General features: G+C 40.1%; 15 protein-coding genes and 1 pseudogene. 7 read left to right on the top strand and 9 right to left on the bottom strand.

The annotated features are described in order from the left end of the window. Positions 1–105: 105 nt before the first annotated feature. Positions 106–990 (bottom strand): superoxide dismutase, encoded by an 885-nt coding sequence (locus GJU40_RS19045; RefSeq protein ID WP_170289458.1) that lies wholly within the window; start codon positions 988–990, stop codon positions 106–108. A gap of 300 nt (positions 991–1,290) precedes the next feature. Between GJU40_RS19045 and GJU40_RS19040 the strand changes: the two genes are divergently transcribed. Then, on the top strand, positions 1,291–1,938 hold the full coding sequence (locus GJU40_RS19040) for a ThuA domain-containing protein (protein ID WP_154309636.1): 648 nt from the start codon (positions 1,291–1,293) through the stop codon (positions 1,936–1,938). Between the two features lie 84 nt (positions 1,939–2,022). Here the strand turns inward: GJU40_RS19040 and GJU40_RS19035 are convergent. The 3 genes and pseudogenes from GJU40_RS19035 to GJU40_RS19025 form a co-directional block, all read right to left on the bottom strand. After that, positions 2,023–2,397 (bottom strand): annotated as a pseudogene (locus GJU40_RS19035) (DUF819 family protein); the annotation flags it as partial. 44 nt (positions 2,398–2,441) lie between these two features. After that, positions 2,442–2,813 carry a DUF2500 domain-containing protein gene (locus tag GJU40_RS19030; protein ID WP_154309635.1) on the bottom strand — a complete coding sequence of 124 codons (372 nt, stop codon included), beginning with the start codon at positions 2,811–2,813 and terminating at the stop codon, positions 2,442–2,444. A 59-nt stretch (positions 2,814–2,872) separates the two neighbouring features. Then, the gene (locus GJU40_RS19025; RefSeq protein ID WP_154309634.1) at positions 2,873–4,747 is read right to left on the bottom strand and encodes a terpene cyclase/mutase family protein; all 1,875 of its coding nucleotides are present in this window, start codon (positions 4,745–4,747) and stop codon (positions 2,873–2,875) included. A gap of 140 nt (positions 4,748–4,887) precedes the next feature. On the opposite strand from GJU40_RS19025, the gene GJU40_RS19020 reads away from it, so the two are divergent. Next, positions 4,888–5,097 carry a DUF6501 family protein gene (locus tag GJU40_RS19020; protein WP_154309633.1) on the top strand — a complete coding sequence of 70 codons (210 nt, stop codon included), beginning with the start codon at positions 4,888–4,890 and terminating at the stop codon, positions 5,095–5,097. 23 nt (positions 5,098–5,120) lie between these two features. Here the strand turns inward: GJU40_RS19020 and GJU40_RS19015 are convergent, their stop codons facing one another. Next, complete coding sequence (locus GJU40_RS19015; protein ID WP_154309632.1) at positions 5,121–5,291, bottom strand: hypothetical protein; 171 nt, start codon at positions 5,289–5,291, stop codon at positions 5,121–5,123. A 264-nt stretch (positions 5,292–5,555) separates the two neighbouring features. Between GJU40_RS19015 and GJU40_RS19010 the strand changes: the two genes are divergently transcribed. Beyond that, on the top strand, positions 5,556–6,938 hold the full coding sequence (locus GJU40_RS19010) for a M48 family metallopeptidase (protein WP_154309631.1): 1,383 nt from the start codon (positions 5,556–5,558) through the stop codon (positions 6,936–6,938). Positions 6,939–6,978: 40 nt separating this feature from the next. Here GJU40_RS19010 and GJU40_RS19005 read toward each other — a convergent pair whose 3' ends face one another. Further along, the gene (locus tag GJU40_RS19005) at positions 6,979–7,905 is read right to left on the bottom strand and encodes an alpha/beta hydrolase (protein WP_154309630.1); all 927 of its coding nucleotides are present in this window, start codon (positions 7,903–7,905) and stop codon (positions 6,979–6,981) included. Positions 7,906–7,998: 93 nt separating this feature from the next. Here GJU40_RS19005 and GJU40_RS19000 point away from each other — a divergent pair, with 93 nt between their 5' ends. Beyond that, the gene (locus tag GJU40_RS19000; protein ID WP_154309629.1) at positions 7,999–8,775 is read left to right on the top strand and encodes an STAS domain-containing protein; all 777 of its coding nucleotides are present in this window, start codon (positions 7,999–8,001) and stop codon (positions 8,773–8,775) included. Positions 8,776–8,804: 29 nt separating this feature from the next. On the opposite strand, the gene GJU40_RS18995 is transcribed toward GJU40_RS19000, so the two are convergent. Beyond that, a complete protein-coding gene (locus tag GJU40_RS18995) occupies positions 8,805–8,996 on the bottom strand; it encodes a hypothetical protein (RefSeq protein WP_154309628.1) in 192 nt (63 codons plus the stop codon). Between the two features lie 142 nt (positions 8,997–9,138). Between GJU40_RS18995 and GJU40_RS18990 the strand changes: the two genes are divergently transcribed. The 3 genes from GJU40_RS18990 to GJU40_RS18980 all read left to right on the top strand — a co-directional run bounded on the left by GJU40_RS18990 (position 9,139) and on the right by GJU40_RS18980 (position 12,279). After that, positions 9,139–9,621, top strand: a complete 483-nt coding sequence (locus tag GJU40_RS18990) for a spore coat protein (RefSeq protein ID WP_154309627.1) — start codon at positions 9,139–9,141, stop codon at positions 9,619–9,621. 183 nt (positions 9,622–9,804) lie between these two features. Further along, entirely contained in the window at positions 9,805–10,662 is an 858-nt protein-coding gene (locus tag GJU40_RS18985; protein WP_246188438.1) for an MBL fold metallo-hydrolase, read from the top strand. 180 nt (positions 10,663–10,842) lie between these two features. Beyond that, entirely contained in the window at positions 10,843–12,279 is a 1,437-nt protein-coding gene (locus GJU40_RS18980; protein WP_343031630.1) for a phospholipase D family protein, read from the top strand. A 124-nt stretch (positions 12,280–12,403) separates the two neighbouring features. Here the strand turns inward: GJU40_RS18980 and GJU40_RS18975 are convergent, their stop codons facing one another. After that, on the bottom strand, positions 12,404–14,026 hold the full coding sequence (locus GJU40_RS18975) for an ABC-F family ATP-binding cassette domain-containing protein (RefSeq protein ID WP_154309626.1): 1,623 nt from the start codon (positions 14,024–14,026) through the stop codon (positions 12,404–12,406). Between the two features lie 109 nt (positions 14,027–14,135). Next, positions 14,136–14,933: a hypothetical protein gene (locus GJU40_RS18970; RefSeq protein ID WP_154309625.1), complete on the bottom strand. Its 798-nt coding sequence runs from the start codon at positions 14,931–14,933 to the stop codon at positions 14,136–14,138. Between the last annotated feature and the right edge of the window lie 319 nt (positions 14,934–15,252).

The following is a 15,252-nucleotide window of genomic DNA, read 5'->3' as shown; positions in this document are numbered from 1 at the left end:
AATTGAACCGCCGTATACCGAACGGTACGTACGGTGGTGTGAGAGGTCGGGGGTTAGTCACCCCCTCCTACTCGATTGAAGCATGAATCATACATGAACCATGCTTTAAAATGGTTCCCATTTAATTTTACTGGCTGCGTTGAATCTTTTTTCAGCTTCTCTCCAATTCACTACATTCCACCAGTTATCTACGTATTTTCCTCTTTCATTTTTATACTGAAGATAGTAAGCATGCTCCCACACATCCAGGCTTAATATGGGAATGACATCCCACTGGCTCAAATTCTGGTGTTTTTCCGCCGTAAGGATTTCAAGCCTATGCGCCCGGGGTGCCCATACAAGAATTGCCCACCCAACTGCTTCAACATTTTTTGCGGCTTCACTGAAGTGTTTTTTAAATGCATCAAAGCTTCCAAAAGCAGTGTCAATTGCTTTTGCCAGCTCGCCGGACGGCCTTCCTCCTCCTTGAGGCGACATGATTGACCAAAAAATTGTGTGGAGATAATGACCTGCTCCATGAAAGGCTGCTTCACGTTCCCAATGCTTGATCAGCTGAAAATTTCCTGTTTCCCTTGCTTTTTTCATTTCATTTTCTGCTTTGTTCAATCCATCTACATAACTCTGATGATGCTTTGTATGATGAAGCCTCATAATTTCTTCAGCAATGTACGGCTCCAGGGCATTGTAGCTGTAGGGCAATGGAGGCAGAGTATGTTTCCCGATAGGTACTGTATTCAGTCTGCTGCCTTCCAGTTCAGCTCGATAAAAAGTAAGATAGCCGCTGTACAATTGTTGAGCGGACTGTGCCAGTTCCTCATCACTATATCTCGCATTCATCAGTTGTTCCTTGAACAGGCGCAATGATTCCTCCCATAAAAGCAGCCTCTCAGCTTCAACTTCATCTGATAACAGTAACTTTGCCTTGTACCAATCAGTTTCTAACTCCTGCAGCCAGGCTGAAACTTCTTCAGCATAAGAAAGTTCATTCAATATATAGCCTCCTTTAATTCAGCATTCCGTAATATTTATGTAGAGAGAGCTTGGTCTTTGTGACTTATTTCATAAAAATGTCAGTTAGATGTTTAATCTAAGTAGGCATGTGTTATCTATGTCAACTTTCTAGTTGAAGTAACCATGTTGTAAAGGGGGTTATTCATTTACATCTTGCTTTTCAAGAAGTTCCTATGATGTTTTAGAAAGTCCCCATGTTTATGACAGGTTATGTCAGGGGATTGACGGATAGTAGGCTGGAGTTTAAATGGTTAAAATTCACAACCGGGAGTGGTATAGATGAAAAGATTAGTTGTTCTTTTAGGAGATTACTATCATCCAAAAGAATGGAGTAAAAGCAGCTTACACAGAGTTCTCACTTTGTTGAATGAAAAAGAATCAATGGAATGTGCATATATAGAAACAGATCAACTTCTGGAAGAACTAAAGAAAAACCCCGATGGCGTAATCCTTTTCAAGGAAAACCGACTGAATCCTGTTGATGACAGTGTAGATACATGGATGACGGAGGAGATTGGAAAAGCCATTTCAAACTATGTTGAACAAGGAGGCGGTTGGTTAGCGTGGCACTCAGGACTGGCCTCCTATCCCCAGGAGAGCAGTTATACAAGAATGCTAAGAGGACATTTTGAATATCACCCTAACCACCATTCGCCAGTAAAATACTCAAGTGTAAAGGAAAGCGATCTTTTTGGTCCAGTATCTTTTGAAATAAACGATGAGCATTATTTTGTTAAAGTGAATAAAAAGGATACCAATATCTTTTTAACTTCAGAATCCGGAGACGGTTATTCGACCGCCGGATGGTATCACAATCATGGGAAAGGCCGGGTTTGCTGTTTGACTCCTGCTCACAATAAAGAAGAATTACTGGACGAGAATTTTACTTCACTGCTTGCTAAAACGATTGGGTGGGTGGGTGAGTGAGCAGAGTAGGAAGGGGCATAACATTTTTGTAAGGAATTAAAAAAAACTCCCGGCTAAATATGCCGGTAGCAGGTAAATAAAAGGTTACATCAATGTGGCAAACCATAAGTTTAGGGTGGTGCCAATATAGTTACCAATTATATAACCAACCGTTCCAACGACCAAAATTGGTCCGATTAGGTTTTTCCACCCTTTTGCAATGGCAAAAGCTGCCGCAGTAGTAGGTCTGCCGATATTCGCATTGCTGGCAAGAATAATCTCTTCCAAATCTGCCTTAACCAGTTTTCCGGCTAACAAGGAAACTGCTACATTCGTAATTGCAACGATAAATACTAATACCAATAGCAAAGGTGCATTTTGAACAATAAGCGGAATAGAGGCTGGTATACCAATCACTACGAAAAATATGTAAATCAAAAAGGTCCCGATCTCCTGGCTTCCATTAATACGCTGAAGATAAAACAAATTCTTTGAGATAGCAAAAAAGCAGCGGGCAGCTGCTTTTATTTTCTTTCAAAAACTTTATACCTCGTGCCCTGATAGGTCAGTTCTCCAAAATCACCCTCCATGATTTGTCCGGATTCTTTTCCAGAGACCTGTAATTCAATTCTTTCCTGTTCTTGAATTTCAAAAGTAATAAAATAGACTGAATAAGACCTCGTATCACCTGTTCCGCCACTGATTTCAGTTCGTTTTCCAATAACCCTGGCGCTTACGGTTACGATAGGAGAGGCATTGTTATGAGTCCATTGAGTAAAGTTCCTTATAGCTGTGTATATGATGACACCTGCAATAATGACGAACACAATTATAATAAAAATAGGCCCTGCCTGAAATAGAAAGTTATCAAAACCGCTTTCATCATAAACATCCATTTTGTCACCTGCCTCCCTGCTATACTATGACTATACCAATAAATTACAAGTATTAATAGCTATTCATCAGCACAATATGCAGAAAAAGCCAATAAAGAAAATATAGCAGGATAGCTGTGATAGTTAATAAAAAATTGTCCAGGCAGACCAATTCCTGTAGGGTAGGTTTCGTAAGGGCCAGATGTAAGCAATTGTGAAAGTCTCCCCATACCTTTTTGAATAGAGTTGTCGCTCTTTGGCACATAACAGAGCAGGGCATTCAGTGCCCATGCAGTTTGGACAATCGTGCTTTCAGTTAAGGGGATAAAAGTTTTCATTTCAGCACTATTGCAAGACTCTCCCCATCCTCCGTCCTCCAGCTGGATACTTTTTAACCAGGTAATCCCCTTATTAACCGCCTTATCAGATTGTGGAGTTCCGCATGCATGAAGGCCAGTCAACGCAGCCCAAGTGCCATAAATATAACAGACTCCCCATCTTCCATACCAGCTTCCATCCTTTTCCTGATGTTGTTTCAACCAGGTGATTCCTCTGTCTGCTGATGGATGGCCAACCTTGACTTTGGCATAGTGACCCAAAAATTCTAATACTCTCCCTGTCAAGTCAGCGGTAGACGGATCTGTAGCTGCATCCCCTGCATTTTCTAAAGGAAGAAGTGTAAGGAGAGGGGAATTCACGTCTTTTTCGAAAGCTCCCCAGCCGCCATCTTTATTCTGCATGCTAAGAAGCCAATTTGTTCCTCTTGTCCAGGCTGCACCGGCGGCGTCAGAAGACTTTGCCCAGCCGCTAAGACTTCTAAGCGCTGCTGCAGTATCATCATTATCGGGATGAATGCTGTTGGTCTCTGAAAATCCCCAGCCGCCAGGGTGCGTTCCTGGATTGTTCACACTCCAGTCTCCTAGACGATTGTGCTGCTTAGATAAGAGATACTGAACTGCACTTTTTACCATAGGATGATTCTTGCTGATGCCTGCTCTTTGAAGAGCATAGCTTAACAAGCCGGTATCCCAAACAATTGAAGTCGAATTTTCAATATGAAAAGTATGTTTCAGCGGAAAGGCAAGAGATTTTAATCCCCTTAGCGCCCTTTGAATAAGAGGGGAGGAACGTTTATATCCCAGCCCAAGAAGGGCATATATCATGAAAATAGTGGCACTTCCATAGCTTAAAAGCAGTCCATCTCTTTCAATTCTGTTCAGCATATATTTTTCTGCATAATGATAACCTTTTTGTTTCAAATAGAAAGGAAGCTGCTTTGCTTTCATGGTTTCTTCCTGAATCGCTTTCAGGATTCCTCTTTCCTCATGTTCTTCTGCTTTCCATAATTCTTCTCTTGATGTCCTATATAGATGCGAGAGATCAGGCGTATGAGGCGACCTTATTTTCACCCTCTTGTTTAGACCAACCATCATGGGGATAAAATGAATTCTTGCATAGCTGCTAAGAGAATAAAAGTGAAGAGGAGAGCTTCTAGGCAGAAGCAGAAGATGCATGGGTATGTAGAAACCTGCAGGCCAAGGAATCTGGCCGTTTGCTGCAAGCATCCATTTTGTCATAAAGTGAATATTCTTTAAACCGCCTTTTTTTATAATAAATTGTTCAGCTTTTTTCATTTTCTCGTCAGTTTTTCTTAGTGAACCTGCAAATAGCAGAGCATTATATGCCTGTACAGTTGCTGTAAGATTTCCTTCTGGTTCATCCTCATACAATTTCCATGCCCCGTTAGGCTGCTGAGCTGCGAGAAGCCTTTCTGCAAGACTCCTGATCAGTGAGTCTTCCTGCAGCTGAAGCGACTGAAACAGCATAATAACAAATGAATCAGTCATCGGCCCGCCTTCAAAACAAAAATGCCAGGAACCGTTCCTGTTTTGCTGTTCACGCAAGGAGGATATCAGCTTTTCTATTTCCATTAATGCTAGAGATTTTTTAAACATCTTTCCGGCCCCCTATATACTGCATCCCTACAAATGTATGAGGAACCAGGAGAAGCATGACTAAATTCAGCTTGTTTCATTGCAAAAGCAGCAGTATACTAATAAAATGAAAAAAGAAACTATAAAAGGGGGCAGTCATAATGATTCATTTAGACTGGGACAGCCGTGAAACAATTAAAGCAGTAAAATGTGTTCATACAGATGCAGAAAAATATATTGTGAACCGCGCTTTGACAGCAGGAAATACATATGAAGTGAAAAATGAAACTGAAGAGTTTTACTTTGTCGTAGATAATACAGGCAAAGTTGGAGGATATTATAAGGACTATTTTCAGGATATCTCATCATAAAAAGCCGCCAGCAGGCGGCTTTTCTAACTTTTATTCGTTTTTCCATTCACTGTATGATCCGGTGACGTTTCATTTCCTGTAGTAGACTCATAGCCGACACGATAGGAATAATCTTTTTCCTGTTTTAAAGCATCCGGCATCCTATATTGTTCATGGTTGTCCTGATATTGTCCTGGCTTTTTTCCAGCTGTCAATCACTTCACTCCTTCGTCCTGAGTTACCCCTTATATTCTCCTTACTGAGCTTCATATATTCATTTTCCACTATTTCCCTATAGGTATTCTTTCTTAACATGGCACTGAAAAGAGGGGGTTTCAGTTATCTCCAGCAGCTGATAAAGAAACCTTACTTGTTTGATGAAGTTATAAGAAAAGTTTTTCCAAAATAGGAAAAAAGTATTGTGATTAAACTAGTTATCAAATATACTTCTAAAGTATGACATATTTTAGGAGGATAGTATGGAACATTATATTTATAAAAAAGAACGAATTTACTTTGTACTGCTTCTTCTTGTTAGTATTCCTCTTTATGCATTATTAACTTTTACTTTTATCGGAATACCTCTTTTGGTCTTTTTGCTATTGATTCCAATCATTATGCAACTTGTACATATCGGCTATGTAAGGGGAAATGGAGTGAAAATTACAGCAGAACAATTTCCTGAGATGCATCAGCGGAATAAGGAATTATCAGAGGCAATGGGCCTGCTGAAAACACCTGACATGTATGTGATTGAATCAGGTGGAATGTTAAATGCATTCGCTACGCGCTTTTTTGGTAAAAACATGGTTGTTCTTTATTCAGATTTGTTTGAAATGGGTTTGGAAAACAGTACTAAGGAAATAGAGTTTGTAATTGCCCATGAGCTTGCACACATTAAAAGAAATCATATACTCAAATTCATGCTAATTCTTCCAGGTAACTGGATTCCTTTCTTGGGAACTGCTTATACCCGGGCCTGTGAATATACTTGTGACGGAATAGCTGCCCATCAAATCACAGATCCAACTGCTGCAGAAAAAGCACTAACTTTATTAGCATCCGGAAAAGTTCTGTATCAACAGGTAGATATTTATCAATACATGAAACAGGCAAGCATGGAAAGGAACTTTTTTGTTTGGCTAAGCGAAGTTTTTTCGAGCCACCCGCCTCTTCCAAAACGGATTTTTCATGTGAGAAACCTTTTTCATGGAGAAACAAATGGAATCAGTTTCAAAACTTCATCTGCTGTATTTTACATTTTCGGCGGGCTGTTTTTGAGTCTTGCATTGATTGTAGGTACAGTGATTGTGGGATTTCAGCTTTATAAAAATTCCAACTGGTATGCTAATGCAGTCTTAGAATCTGAAGAATCAACTCCATTGATGCTTGCTGCTTATGAAGGTGACCTGTCTGCTGCACAAACTCTCCTGCTGAAAGGAGAAGATCCTAATGCAGCAGACAGCTATGGAAATACGGCGCTCTTTTACGCAGCTACGGTCGATGAATATTCAGAAAATGACACTACTCAGGAAAAAACTCAAATTGCTAAAGCATTGATTGAAAACGGTGCGGATGTAACGATGAGAGGTGTGGACGGTTACACACCTCTTCATTTGGCTGTATACTGGCAGTTCGGTGAGATTGTGATGCTGCTGCTGCAAAACGGTGCAGATGTAGACAGTCAGGATGACTACGGAAATACACCTCTTCACAATGCAGTTTATAATGGTGATGAAGAATTGATCAGGTTGTTGATTAAAGAAGGGAGCAATCCACAAATTCCAAACAGTGAAGGTTTAACTGCTGCTGATCTTGCTGATGAAGAGGGAATAGAGGAGAGCATGCTGCTTCTGGAATAATGGCAGAATATAGAACAGAACCTTGACTGTGGTCAGGGTTCTATATTCTTTTTAGTATCCAACTAAGAATATCCTGATCTATTTCTTCTTTATTCACTTCATTTAAAAGTTCATGCCTGGCGCCGGGGTACAATTTCAGCTCCACATCTTTCATTCCTGCCTGCACATAGCTGCGATAAGCCTGTTTGACACCTTTTCCAAAGTTTCCAACTGGATCTTCTTCTCCTGAAATCAGCAGAACTGGGAGGTTTTTAGGCATCTGTTCTAGATTGCTTTTAAGGTTGATTGTCTTCAGGCCATAGAGGAGATCTTCAAAAAAACCTGAAGTAAAAATCCCTCCGCAGTCAGGATCGTTTAGATATCTATCCACTTCATCTTCATCTCTTGTCAGCCAGTCAAATTCAGTACGGGCATGTCTGCGAAATTTTTTATTATAAGATCCAAACGTCAATGTATTCATTCTGCTGCTTGGTGTTTTTTCTCCCAGTCTCTTTGACTCGAAACGTGATATCATGATTCCCGCTGCTCCGAGCAAGCCGGGATTTCCAGAAGTTCCAGACAGAATGACGCCTGCTAATTCATCGCCGTACTTTTGAATATAACGCCTTGCCAAAAAAGAGCCCATGCTGTGGCCGAGCAAAAATACAGGCTGGCGCGGGTGTTCCTGCTGAATCAGTTTTGTGACAGCGAACAAATCATCTGTGACATTTTCAAATCCATCTTCTTTTGAAAAGTAACCTCTAATGTTTTCTTTATCTATGACTGATCCATGTCCCCGATGATCGTTTCCATAGACAGCAAAACCTTCCTTCGCCAACTGTTGTGCAAACCGGCTGTATCTGCCAATATGTTCAGCCATACCGTGCGAGATTTGAACTGCAGCGATTATTTCTTTTTGAGGAATCCATTTTCTGCCCCGGATGTTAAATTTATTGCGCTCTATGGTAAAGGTTGATTCTGTTAACATATCGGCAGCCTCCCGAAGCATATTTTTTATATCTATTTAGAAAGATTTATATATAATGAGTGTAGTGTATTGGGACTGAAAGGGGAAGCAAAAATGAGTTCAACTCAACTAAACGACCTGGATTATAAACAATTATTGAACAGTATAGGTGAAAATTTGATTTTGGCAAACAATGAATTGAACATTATTTGGTTTAATTCTTCTGCCAGAAAGCTTCTTCAGAAAGTCGGCCCTTATGTTGGCATTAATAATCCCCAGGACTTTATTGGGATAAGTATAAAACAATTTCATGGAAGCAGCCAAAATGAGATTTTACAAAATGGTCCTTTTCCGCATAAAGCCAGTATTCAGCTGTTTAACCGTTTTGCCGCGGAAATTAACGTAGATATTTTTTACAGCACTGACGAAAAGAAGCAGGGCTACATCCTTACCTGGAAAGATGTAACGGATTATCAGGATGAAGTAGAAGCTAAAAATAAGCTGATTGAAGAGATGTCGGTACCCATTATTGAAACATCGATTGATACGGCTCTTTTAGTTCCCTTATCTGGGACGCTTACAGAGCAGAGGCTATATACCATGCGGGAAAAAGTGCTGTCTGAAAGTTCGGCAAGAAGTGCAGAAACAATTATTTTTGATTTTACAGGCATACATACAAGTCTGGAAGAGAATATGTCGCATTCGCTCAACGCCATTGTTTCTGCCTTGAAATTAATGGGAGTAGAAACAATTTTTGTCGGCCTGCGCCCCTCATTGGCTCAGCAAATTGTATTAGGAGAAATGGATTTTAAAGTGAAAACTTTTCAATCGTTTAAAAAGTGTATTCTGCACATTTGGAGAGAAAAAGGGTATACACTCAAGAAAGTCTAAAAGGTGCTTTTGACAGCACCTTTTTGTATTTAGAGATTTTTATTTTGCTGCTCTATTTCTTCTCCTCCAATAATGGAATTGGCAAGCTCCTGTTCTTTATGGGCGTCTACGGAATCACCTGCTATATTTTGTTTATTGGGAAAAGACCCGTCAGTTTGGATTGTGATTTCTTGTTTCTTGGTCGCTTGCGCTGTGTAGATATCTTCTAATTCTTTTTTCATTTTTATCTGCCTCCTTTCATAAAAGGTTTTACTAGCTCAGCAAATTTATTCACTTTACGCAGACAGACAGTAAGGATAGGCACACTGCTCATGCTCCTGAATAATCTATAGAAAGACGTAAATAGGAAGGGAGAGCTATGATATGACGAATTCCGGAACTTTAGCGCTTCATGAAACACTGGAGCTTCACGAGTTGATTGCCGCCCAGACAAACAGCCTGATTAATTTTAAATCCGCCTATAAAAATGTTGATTGTCCAGAATTAAAATCACTTTATCAATACTCCATAAAAGCGACAGAAAATAACTTAAGGGAATTGCTGCAATTTCTTCCCTATGCTCCAACAATAGATCAGCCCAGAGAGCTCAAAGATAAGGGTTACTATGCCGGTGAGCTTCTTGGAGCCGCCAAACATTCAATCATGCAGTACGCCGGTGCCTTGGCAGAAACAGCTACACCCATGCTGCGTACAGTCTTTTTAAGGCATTTTCAAGGTGCAGTTGAATGGCATGCTAAGATATTTGAGTATATGAATAAGCGGAGTTTATATCCAGTCCATAATTTGAATGAACTGTTAAAAAATGATGCCAGAAATGCGAACAAAGCGATTAGAATGAGTTACTGATTGCTAAAGAAATCACTCAGTAAGATCAAAACTAGAGATCTCGGCGCTGAGCTGTTCTATTGATGAACAGCTTTTAGCATTGGGAAGTTGTTAATATGTTTCCTCAATCAGCTTCCCCTCTTTAGGAATACGAAAAAACTTCTTTGGGTATGGTTAAGGAAGATTACAAAGGAGGCATACAATATGAAAGACAATATGCAGGACAAGTTCATCCCGGTTACCTCAATTTCAAGCGGAATTGGTATCCCTGTACTTCCAGATCTTTATTGTTTTCCCATTCAGGTTGTGAATGTGCTGTTTGCAGGAACAGCAGGCCGAAGGGAAGGCTGGGTACTCATAGATGCTGGAATGCCCGGGACCGCTGATGATATAGTTGAAGCCGCAGAGGAAAGGTTCGGAGAAGGAGCAGGCCCAGAGGCTGTTATTTTGACACATGGGCATTTTGACCATATAGGGGCTTTGGGAGAGCTTTTGAAAAAATGGGATGTTCCTGTGTATGCACATGAATTGGAGCTTCCATATCTTACTGGAAAAAAAGATTATCCCGAACCTGATACAACAGTAGAGGGAGGACTTGTTGCTAAAATGTCGGGTATGTTTCCTAATGAAGGAATTGATCTTGGCAGCAGGGTAAATAAGCTGCCGGAATCAGGTGATGTTCCCTTTATGCCTGGCTGGAGATGGATTCATACACCAGGACATACTGAGGGTCACGTGTCTTTGTTCAGGGAAGAGGACAGGGCAATGATTGCCGGTGATGCTTTTGTAACTGTCAGACAAGATTCATTATATAAGGTGCTTACACAAAAACAGGAGCTGACCGGACCGCCACGCTATTTAACAACAGATTGGGAGGCAGCATGGAAATCAGTAATAGAACTGGAACAGCTGGCACCCAGAGTTGCAGTGACCGGACATGGTCTTCCGATGACAGGAGAAGAACTTGCAACAAAGCTGAAGATCTTATCCAGAACCTTTGACACAGCTGCAATACCAGATCACGGTAAATTTGTGAAAAATACCGATGGTAAACAGAATTGATTGCTGAAAGATCCGTTTTAATAAGCGGATCTTCTTTTTTGTTTTCTTAAAAATTTCTGCTTCTACAAAGCTTGAAGAATTCTTTCTATCTTTAAAAAGGGATCACCAAAGTTTTATGTAAGTATTTTTAGGGGAAAGAAACAGATACAATTGCGCATTGGCGTTAAAGGAGAGAGCTTCGTGCCGGATTTGGTGAAGAAAAAAAGATTTTTGTTATCTATTTTTATTATTTTGTTATGTATACCTGTCATCATTTATCATACTCATAAAGATTTGCCTGAAGGAATTTCCTACGCGGGTGAAATTCATCAGGTAACAGAGGAAGATGCAGTTTTTTTATATGATTTAACTTTTGAAAGTGACGGGGAATTGAAGCATGAGCAGCAAATTTTTGAACGTGCGTGGAACTTAATTTCTGAAGCAGAGGATTTTATTATCGTTGATATGTTCCTATTTAACGGCTATTACGATGAAGACATTCCTTTTCCTGATTTAAGCAGCAAACTTGCCGGACTTCTTATTGAAAGGAAAGAGGAAAACCCCGACATGCCGATCATTTTTATATCAGACGAGGTAAACACGACTTATGGTTCGCATGCTTCTCCTGAATTTGAAGCAATGAAAGCTGCAGGGATTCCTGTCGTAATGAGTGAAATGGAATCTTTAAGAGATTCTAATCCTCTTTACTCTTCAGTATGGAGAATATTTTTGCAATGGTTTGGTCAGGAAGGAACCGGCTGGCTGCCGAATCCTTTTGCAGCAGAAGCTCCAAATGTCACGCTGAGGTCCTATCTTAAACTACTCAATGTAAAAGCGAATCACCGAAAATTAATTGCCACTGACAAAGGGGCTCTCATTCCTTCAGCTAATCCTCATGATGCAAGCGGATTTCATTCCAATACAGCATTTGAAGTAAGAGGCAATATACTTCAGGATATTATTGAAAGTGAAAAAGCCGTGGCTGACTATTCGGGAGAACACATTGACTTTCCTCAATATCAAAAAAGAGAGCAGGGGGGAGATCTGGAACTGCAGCTGCTGACAGAAGGCAAAATACTGCAATCCCTATTGGAAACGATCAGGAATGCTTCTTCTGAAAGTGAAATCTGGATTGGAATGTTTTACTTAGCAGATCAAGAGGTCATTACAGAGTTGTTAAATGCATCAGATAGGGGAGCGGATATCCGATTAGTTCTAGATCCCAATGAAAATGCATTTGGACAACAGAAAATAGGAATGCCGAACAGACCGGTGGCTTCAGAACTGATTGAGAACTCTGAAGGTAATATTGATATACGATGGTATAATACTGAATTTGAACAGTATCATACTAAAATGATGTATATCAGAGACGGTGCTGATGCAGTTGTTATTAGCGGATCAGCCAATTTTACAAGAAGAAATTTGGATGATTTAAACCTTGAAAACAATATCAAGCTGGAGGGACCCGCAGAGGCCAAGCCGTTTCAGGATGTACAAAGTTATTTCGAGAGAATCTGGAATAATGAAGATGGCATTTTTACTCTTCCGCTGGAAACATATAAAGAAGAGCAGATAGCTCCATTCAAAAGAACGCTCTATGCACTTCAAAGATTCTTCAGGTTTACAACATATTGAGCAGGTCAGGAGTATATAGAGTTGTCATAGCATATAAAAAAGGCATTGGATCAACCAATGCCTTTTTGTGTACAATCTTATGATTTTTCGGGTTCACACTCAGCGTGTGTACATGAATCAATTTTTATGATGCATATAGAGCAGCAACCTGCTTCTGAAGCTCGTCATTTTCAAGATACTCATCAAATGTCATTTGCTTATCAATGACACCGTTAGGCGTAATCTCCAAAATTCTGTTGGCAATTGTCTCTACAAATTGATGATCATGGGATGTAAACAGCATGGATCCTTTAAAGCTGATTAAGCCGTTATTCAGTGCTGTGATAGATTCCAAATCCAAATGATTAGTCGGATCATCCAGCATCAGGACGTTTGCACCGCTCAGCATCATTTTTGAGAGCATACAGCGAACTTTTTCTCCTCCTGACAAAACACTGGCCTTTTTGAGAACTTCCTCACCGGAGAATAGCATCCTGCCCAGGAATCCTCTTAGAAAGCTTTCACTTTGATCAACAGGAGAAAATTGGCGAAGCCAGTCGACAAGGGTCTCATTGCTGTTTTCAAAGTATTTTGAGTTGTCCTTTGGAAAATAAGCTTGTGAAGTAGTCACGCCCCATTTATATGTCCCGCTGTCTGGTTCCATTTCACCTGATAGTATTTTAAACAGGGTGGAATTGGCAATTTCATTTTGCCCGACAAGTGCAATTTTGTCATCTTTGTTCATAATAAAGCTGACATTATCAAGTATTTTGACACCGTCAATTGTTTTTGTAAGTCCTTCAACCCTCAACAAATCATTACCAATTTCCCGCTCAGGAGTGAAATTTACATAAGGATATTTTCTTGATGATGGCCTGATATCATCCAAAGAGATTTTGTCAAGGAGCTTTTTCCTTGAAGTAGCCTGTTTGGATTTTGATGCATTGGCGCTGAAGCGAGCAATGAAATTCTGCAGTTCCTTGATTTTCTCTTCTTTTTTCTTATTGTTGTCAGATGCCATTCTGGCTGCAAGCTGGCTCGATTCATACCAGAAATCATAATTGCCGACATAAATCTGAATTTTTCCATAATCCAAATCGGCGATATGAGTACATACTTTATTCAAAAAGTGACGATCATGAGAAACAACAATAACGGTATTTTCGAAGTTAATCAGAAATTCTTCCAGCCATTGAATAGCCTTTAAATCAAGATGGTTCGTAGGCTCATCCAGCAAAAGTACGTCAGGTTTGCCAAAGAGAGCCTGTGCCAGAAGCACTTTCACCTTGTCTGAACCGTTTAAATCAGCCATTTTCTTATCATGCAAGTCCTCACCGATTCCAAGACCTTTTAACAATATGGCAGCTTCAGGCTCAGCTTCCCAGCCGTTCAATTCGGCAAATTCACCTTCAAGCTCTGCCGCTTTCATACCATCTTCATCAGAAAAATCCGCCTTCATATAGATTGCGTCTTTTTCCTGCATGACCTTATACAGCCTTGCATGGCCCATAATAACAGTTTTTAAAACCTCATGCTCTTCATACTCAAAGTGGTTCTGCTTTAAAACAGCAAGACGTTCTCCGGGACCTAAGTGAACATCACCGGTTTGTGCTTCTATTTCACCAGAAAGTATTTTCAGAAACGTTGATTTTCCAGCACCGTTGGCACCGATTAATCCATAGCAGTTTCCTGGAGTGAATTTTATGTTAACATCTTCAAACAGTTTGCGGTCACCGTATCGTAAACCTACATTTTGTACAGTAATCATATATTTAACGTCCTCCATCTAACATTGTCGTTAAAATTATACCATTAAAAGCATGAGAGGGAAAATGGAAACAAAAAGAGCTGCAGATTGTGCAGCTCTTTTTGAGATATTATTGCTTGTTTTGTATTGTTTTGGCCATTTCAGCCATCTTTGTCGACATACTGCCTTCAAGCGGAGTCTGCAGTGTTAGTTTCATTGCTGGAAGAGAAGGGTGGTCCTTCACAACCAAAATATGAAAAATTGTATCTTCATTATTAGCCGATAAAAGGGTAGTTCCCTCTATTTCAGACCAATCTCCTGCCCAGGCATTTTCCTCATACTCACTGCTGACTTCTTGAATCTGCTCTACTGAAGCCTTTTCAATGACTTCCCAATCAGCATCATCAGCAAGAAGCTCTATGCGCATAGAGATTGCGTCATTTTCTTTATAAAAAAGAATGTCTCTTCCAGGTTCTTCGGCTTCAAGCTGAAAATCTTCCGTTACATACATGGAGAAGTCCTGGTTTTCACTTTCTTGGAGGAAACCAGTTTCTTCATACATTTGTCCTTCTGCCTGATATGTAATGTTTTGTTCAAACAGTCTGATCATCTGCCCTGAATCCTCATCTTCCTCGGGCTGACTACCTTCTTCCGTTTGGTTATCTTCTTCAGGCTGAGTCTCATTTGCTTCATCTACTGCGGAATCTTGTTCCGGAGGAGTTTCTTTACCTTCATTAGAATTTCCTCCATTTGCATTTCCTGCATCCTCATTCTCATCACTTTGCGGCTGCTGAGTTTCATTCTCTTCCACAGGGCTTTGCTGAGGTTCCTCCGGATTGCTTGAAGTATTGTTGCTGCTGGTGCCACAGCCTGCTATGAGAGCTGCTGCCAAAGTCATTGTAAGTGTTAGTTTCCAAATTGAGTTCATAAGTTTAATCCTCCGGCTGATAAAATAACGTTCAATTCATTAGACGCTGCACCCTTCAAAAAGTTACACAGAATAACAATAGATGAAAATTTAGTTAGCAATTCTAAAAACCGAATAAACGTTAATAATTGGTGATTTGCATAATGATTTCAGATTTTTAAAGGCGATGAAGGACAAAACTAGGTGGAATAACATGAGAAATGTCCTTCATAAGGGAGATGAAGGACAAAACTAGGTGGAATAACATGAGAAATGTCCTTCATAAGGGAGATGAAGGACAAAACTAGGTGGAATAACATGAGAAATGTCCTTCATAAGG

The organism is Metabacillus lacus (genome assembly GCF_009674805.1).
In the GTDB taxonomy this organism is placed as follows: domain Bacteria; phylum Bacillota; class Bacilli; order Bacillales; family Bacillaceae; genus Metabacillus_C; species Metabacillus_C lacus.
This window is presented reverse-complemented; position numbering and strand designations above follow the sequence as displayed.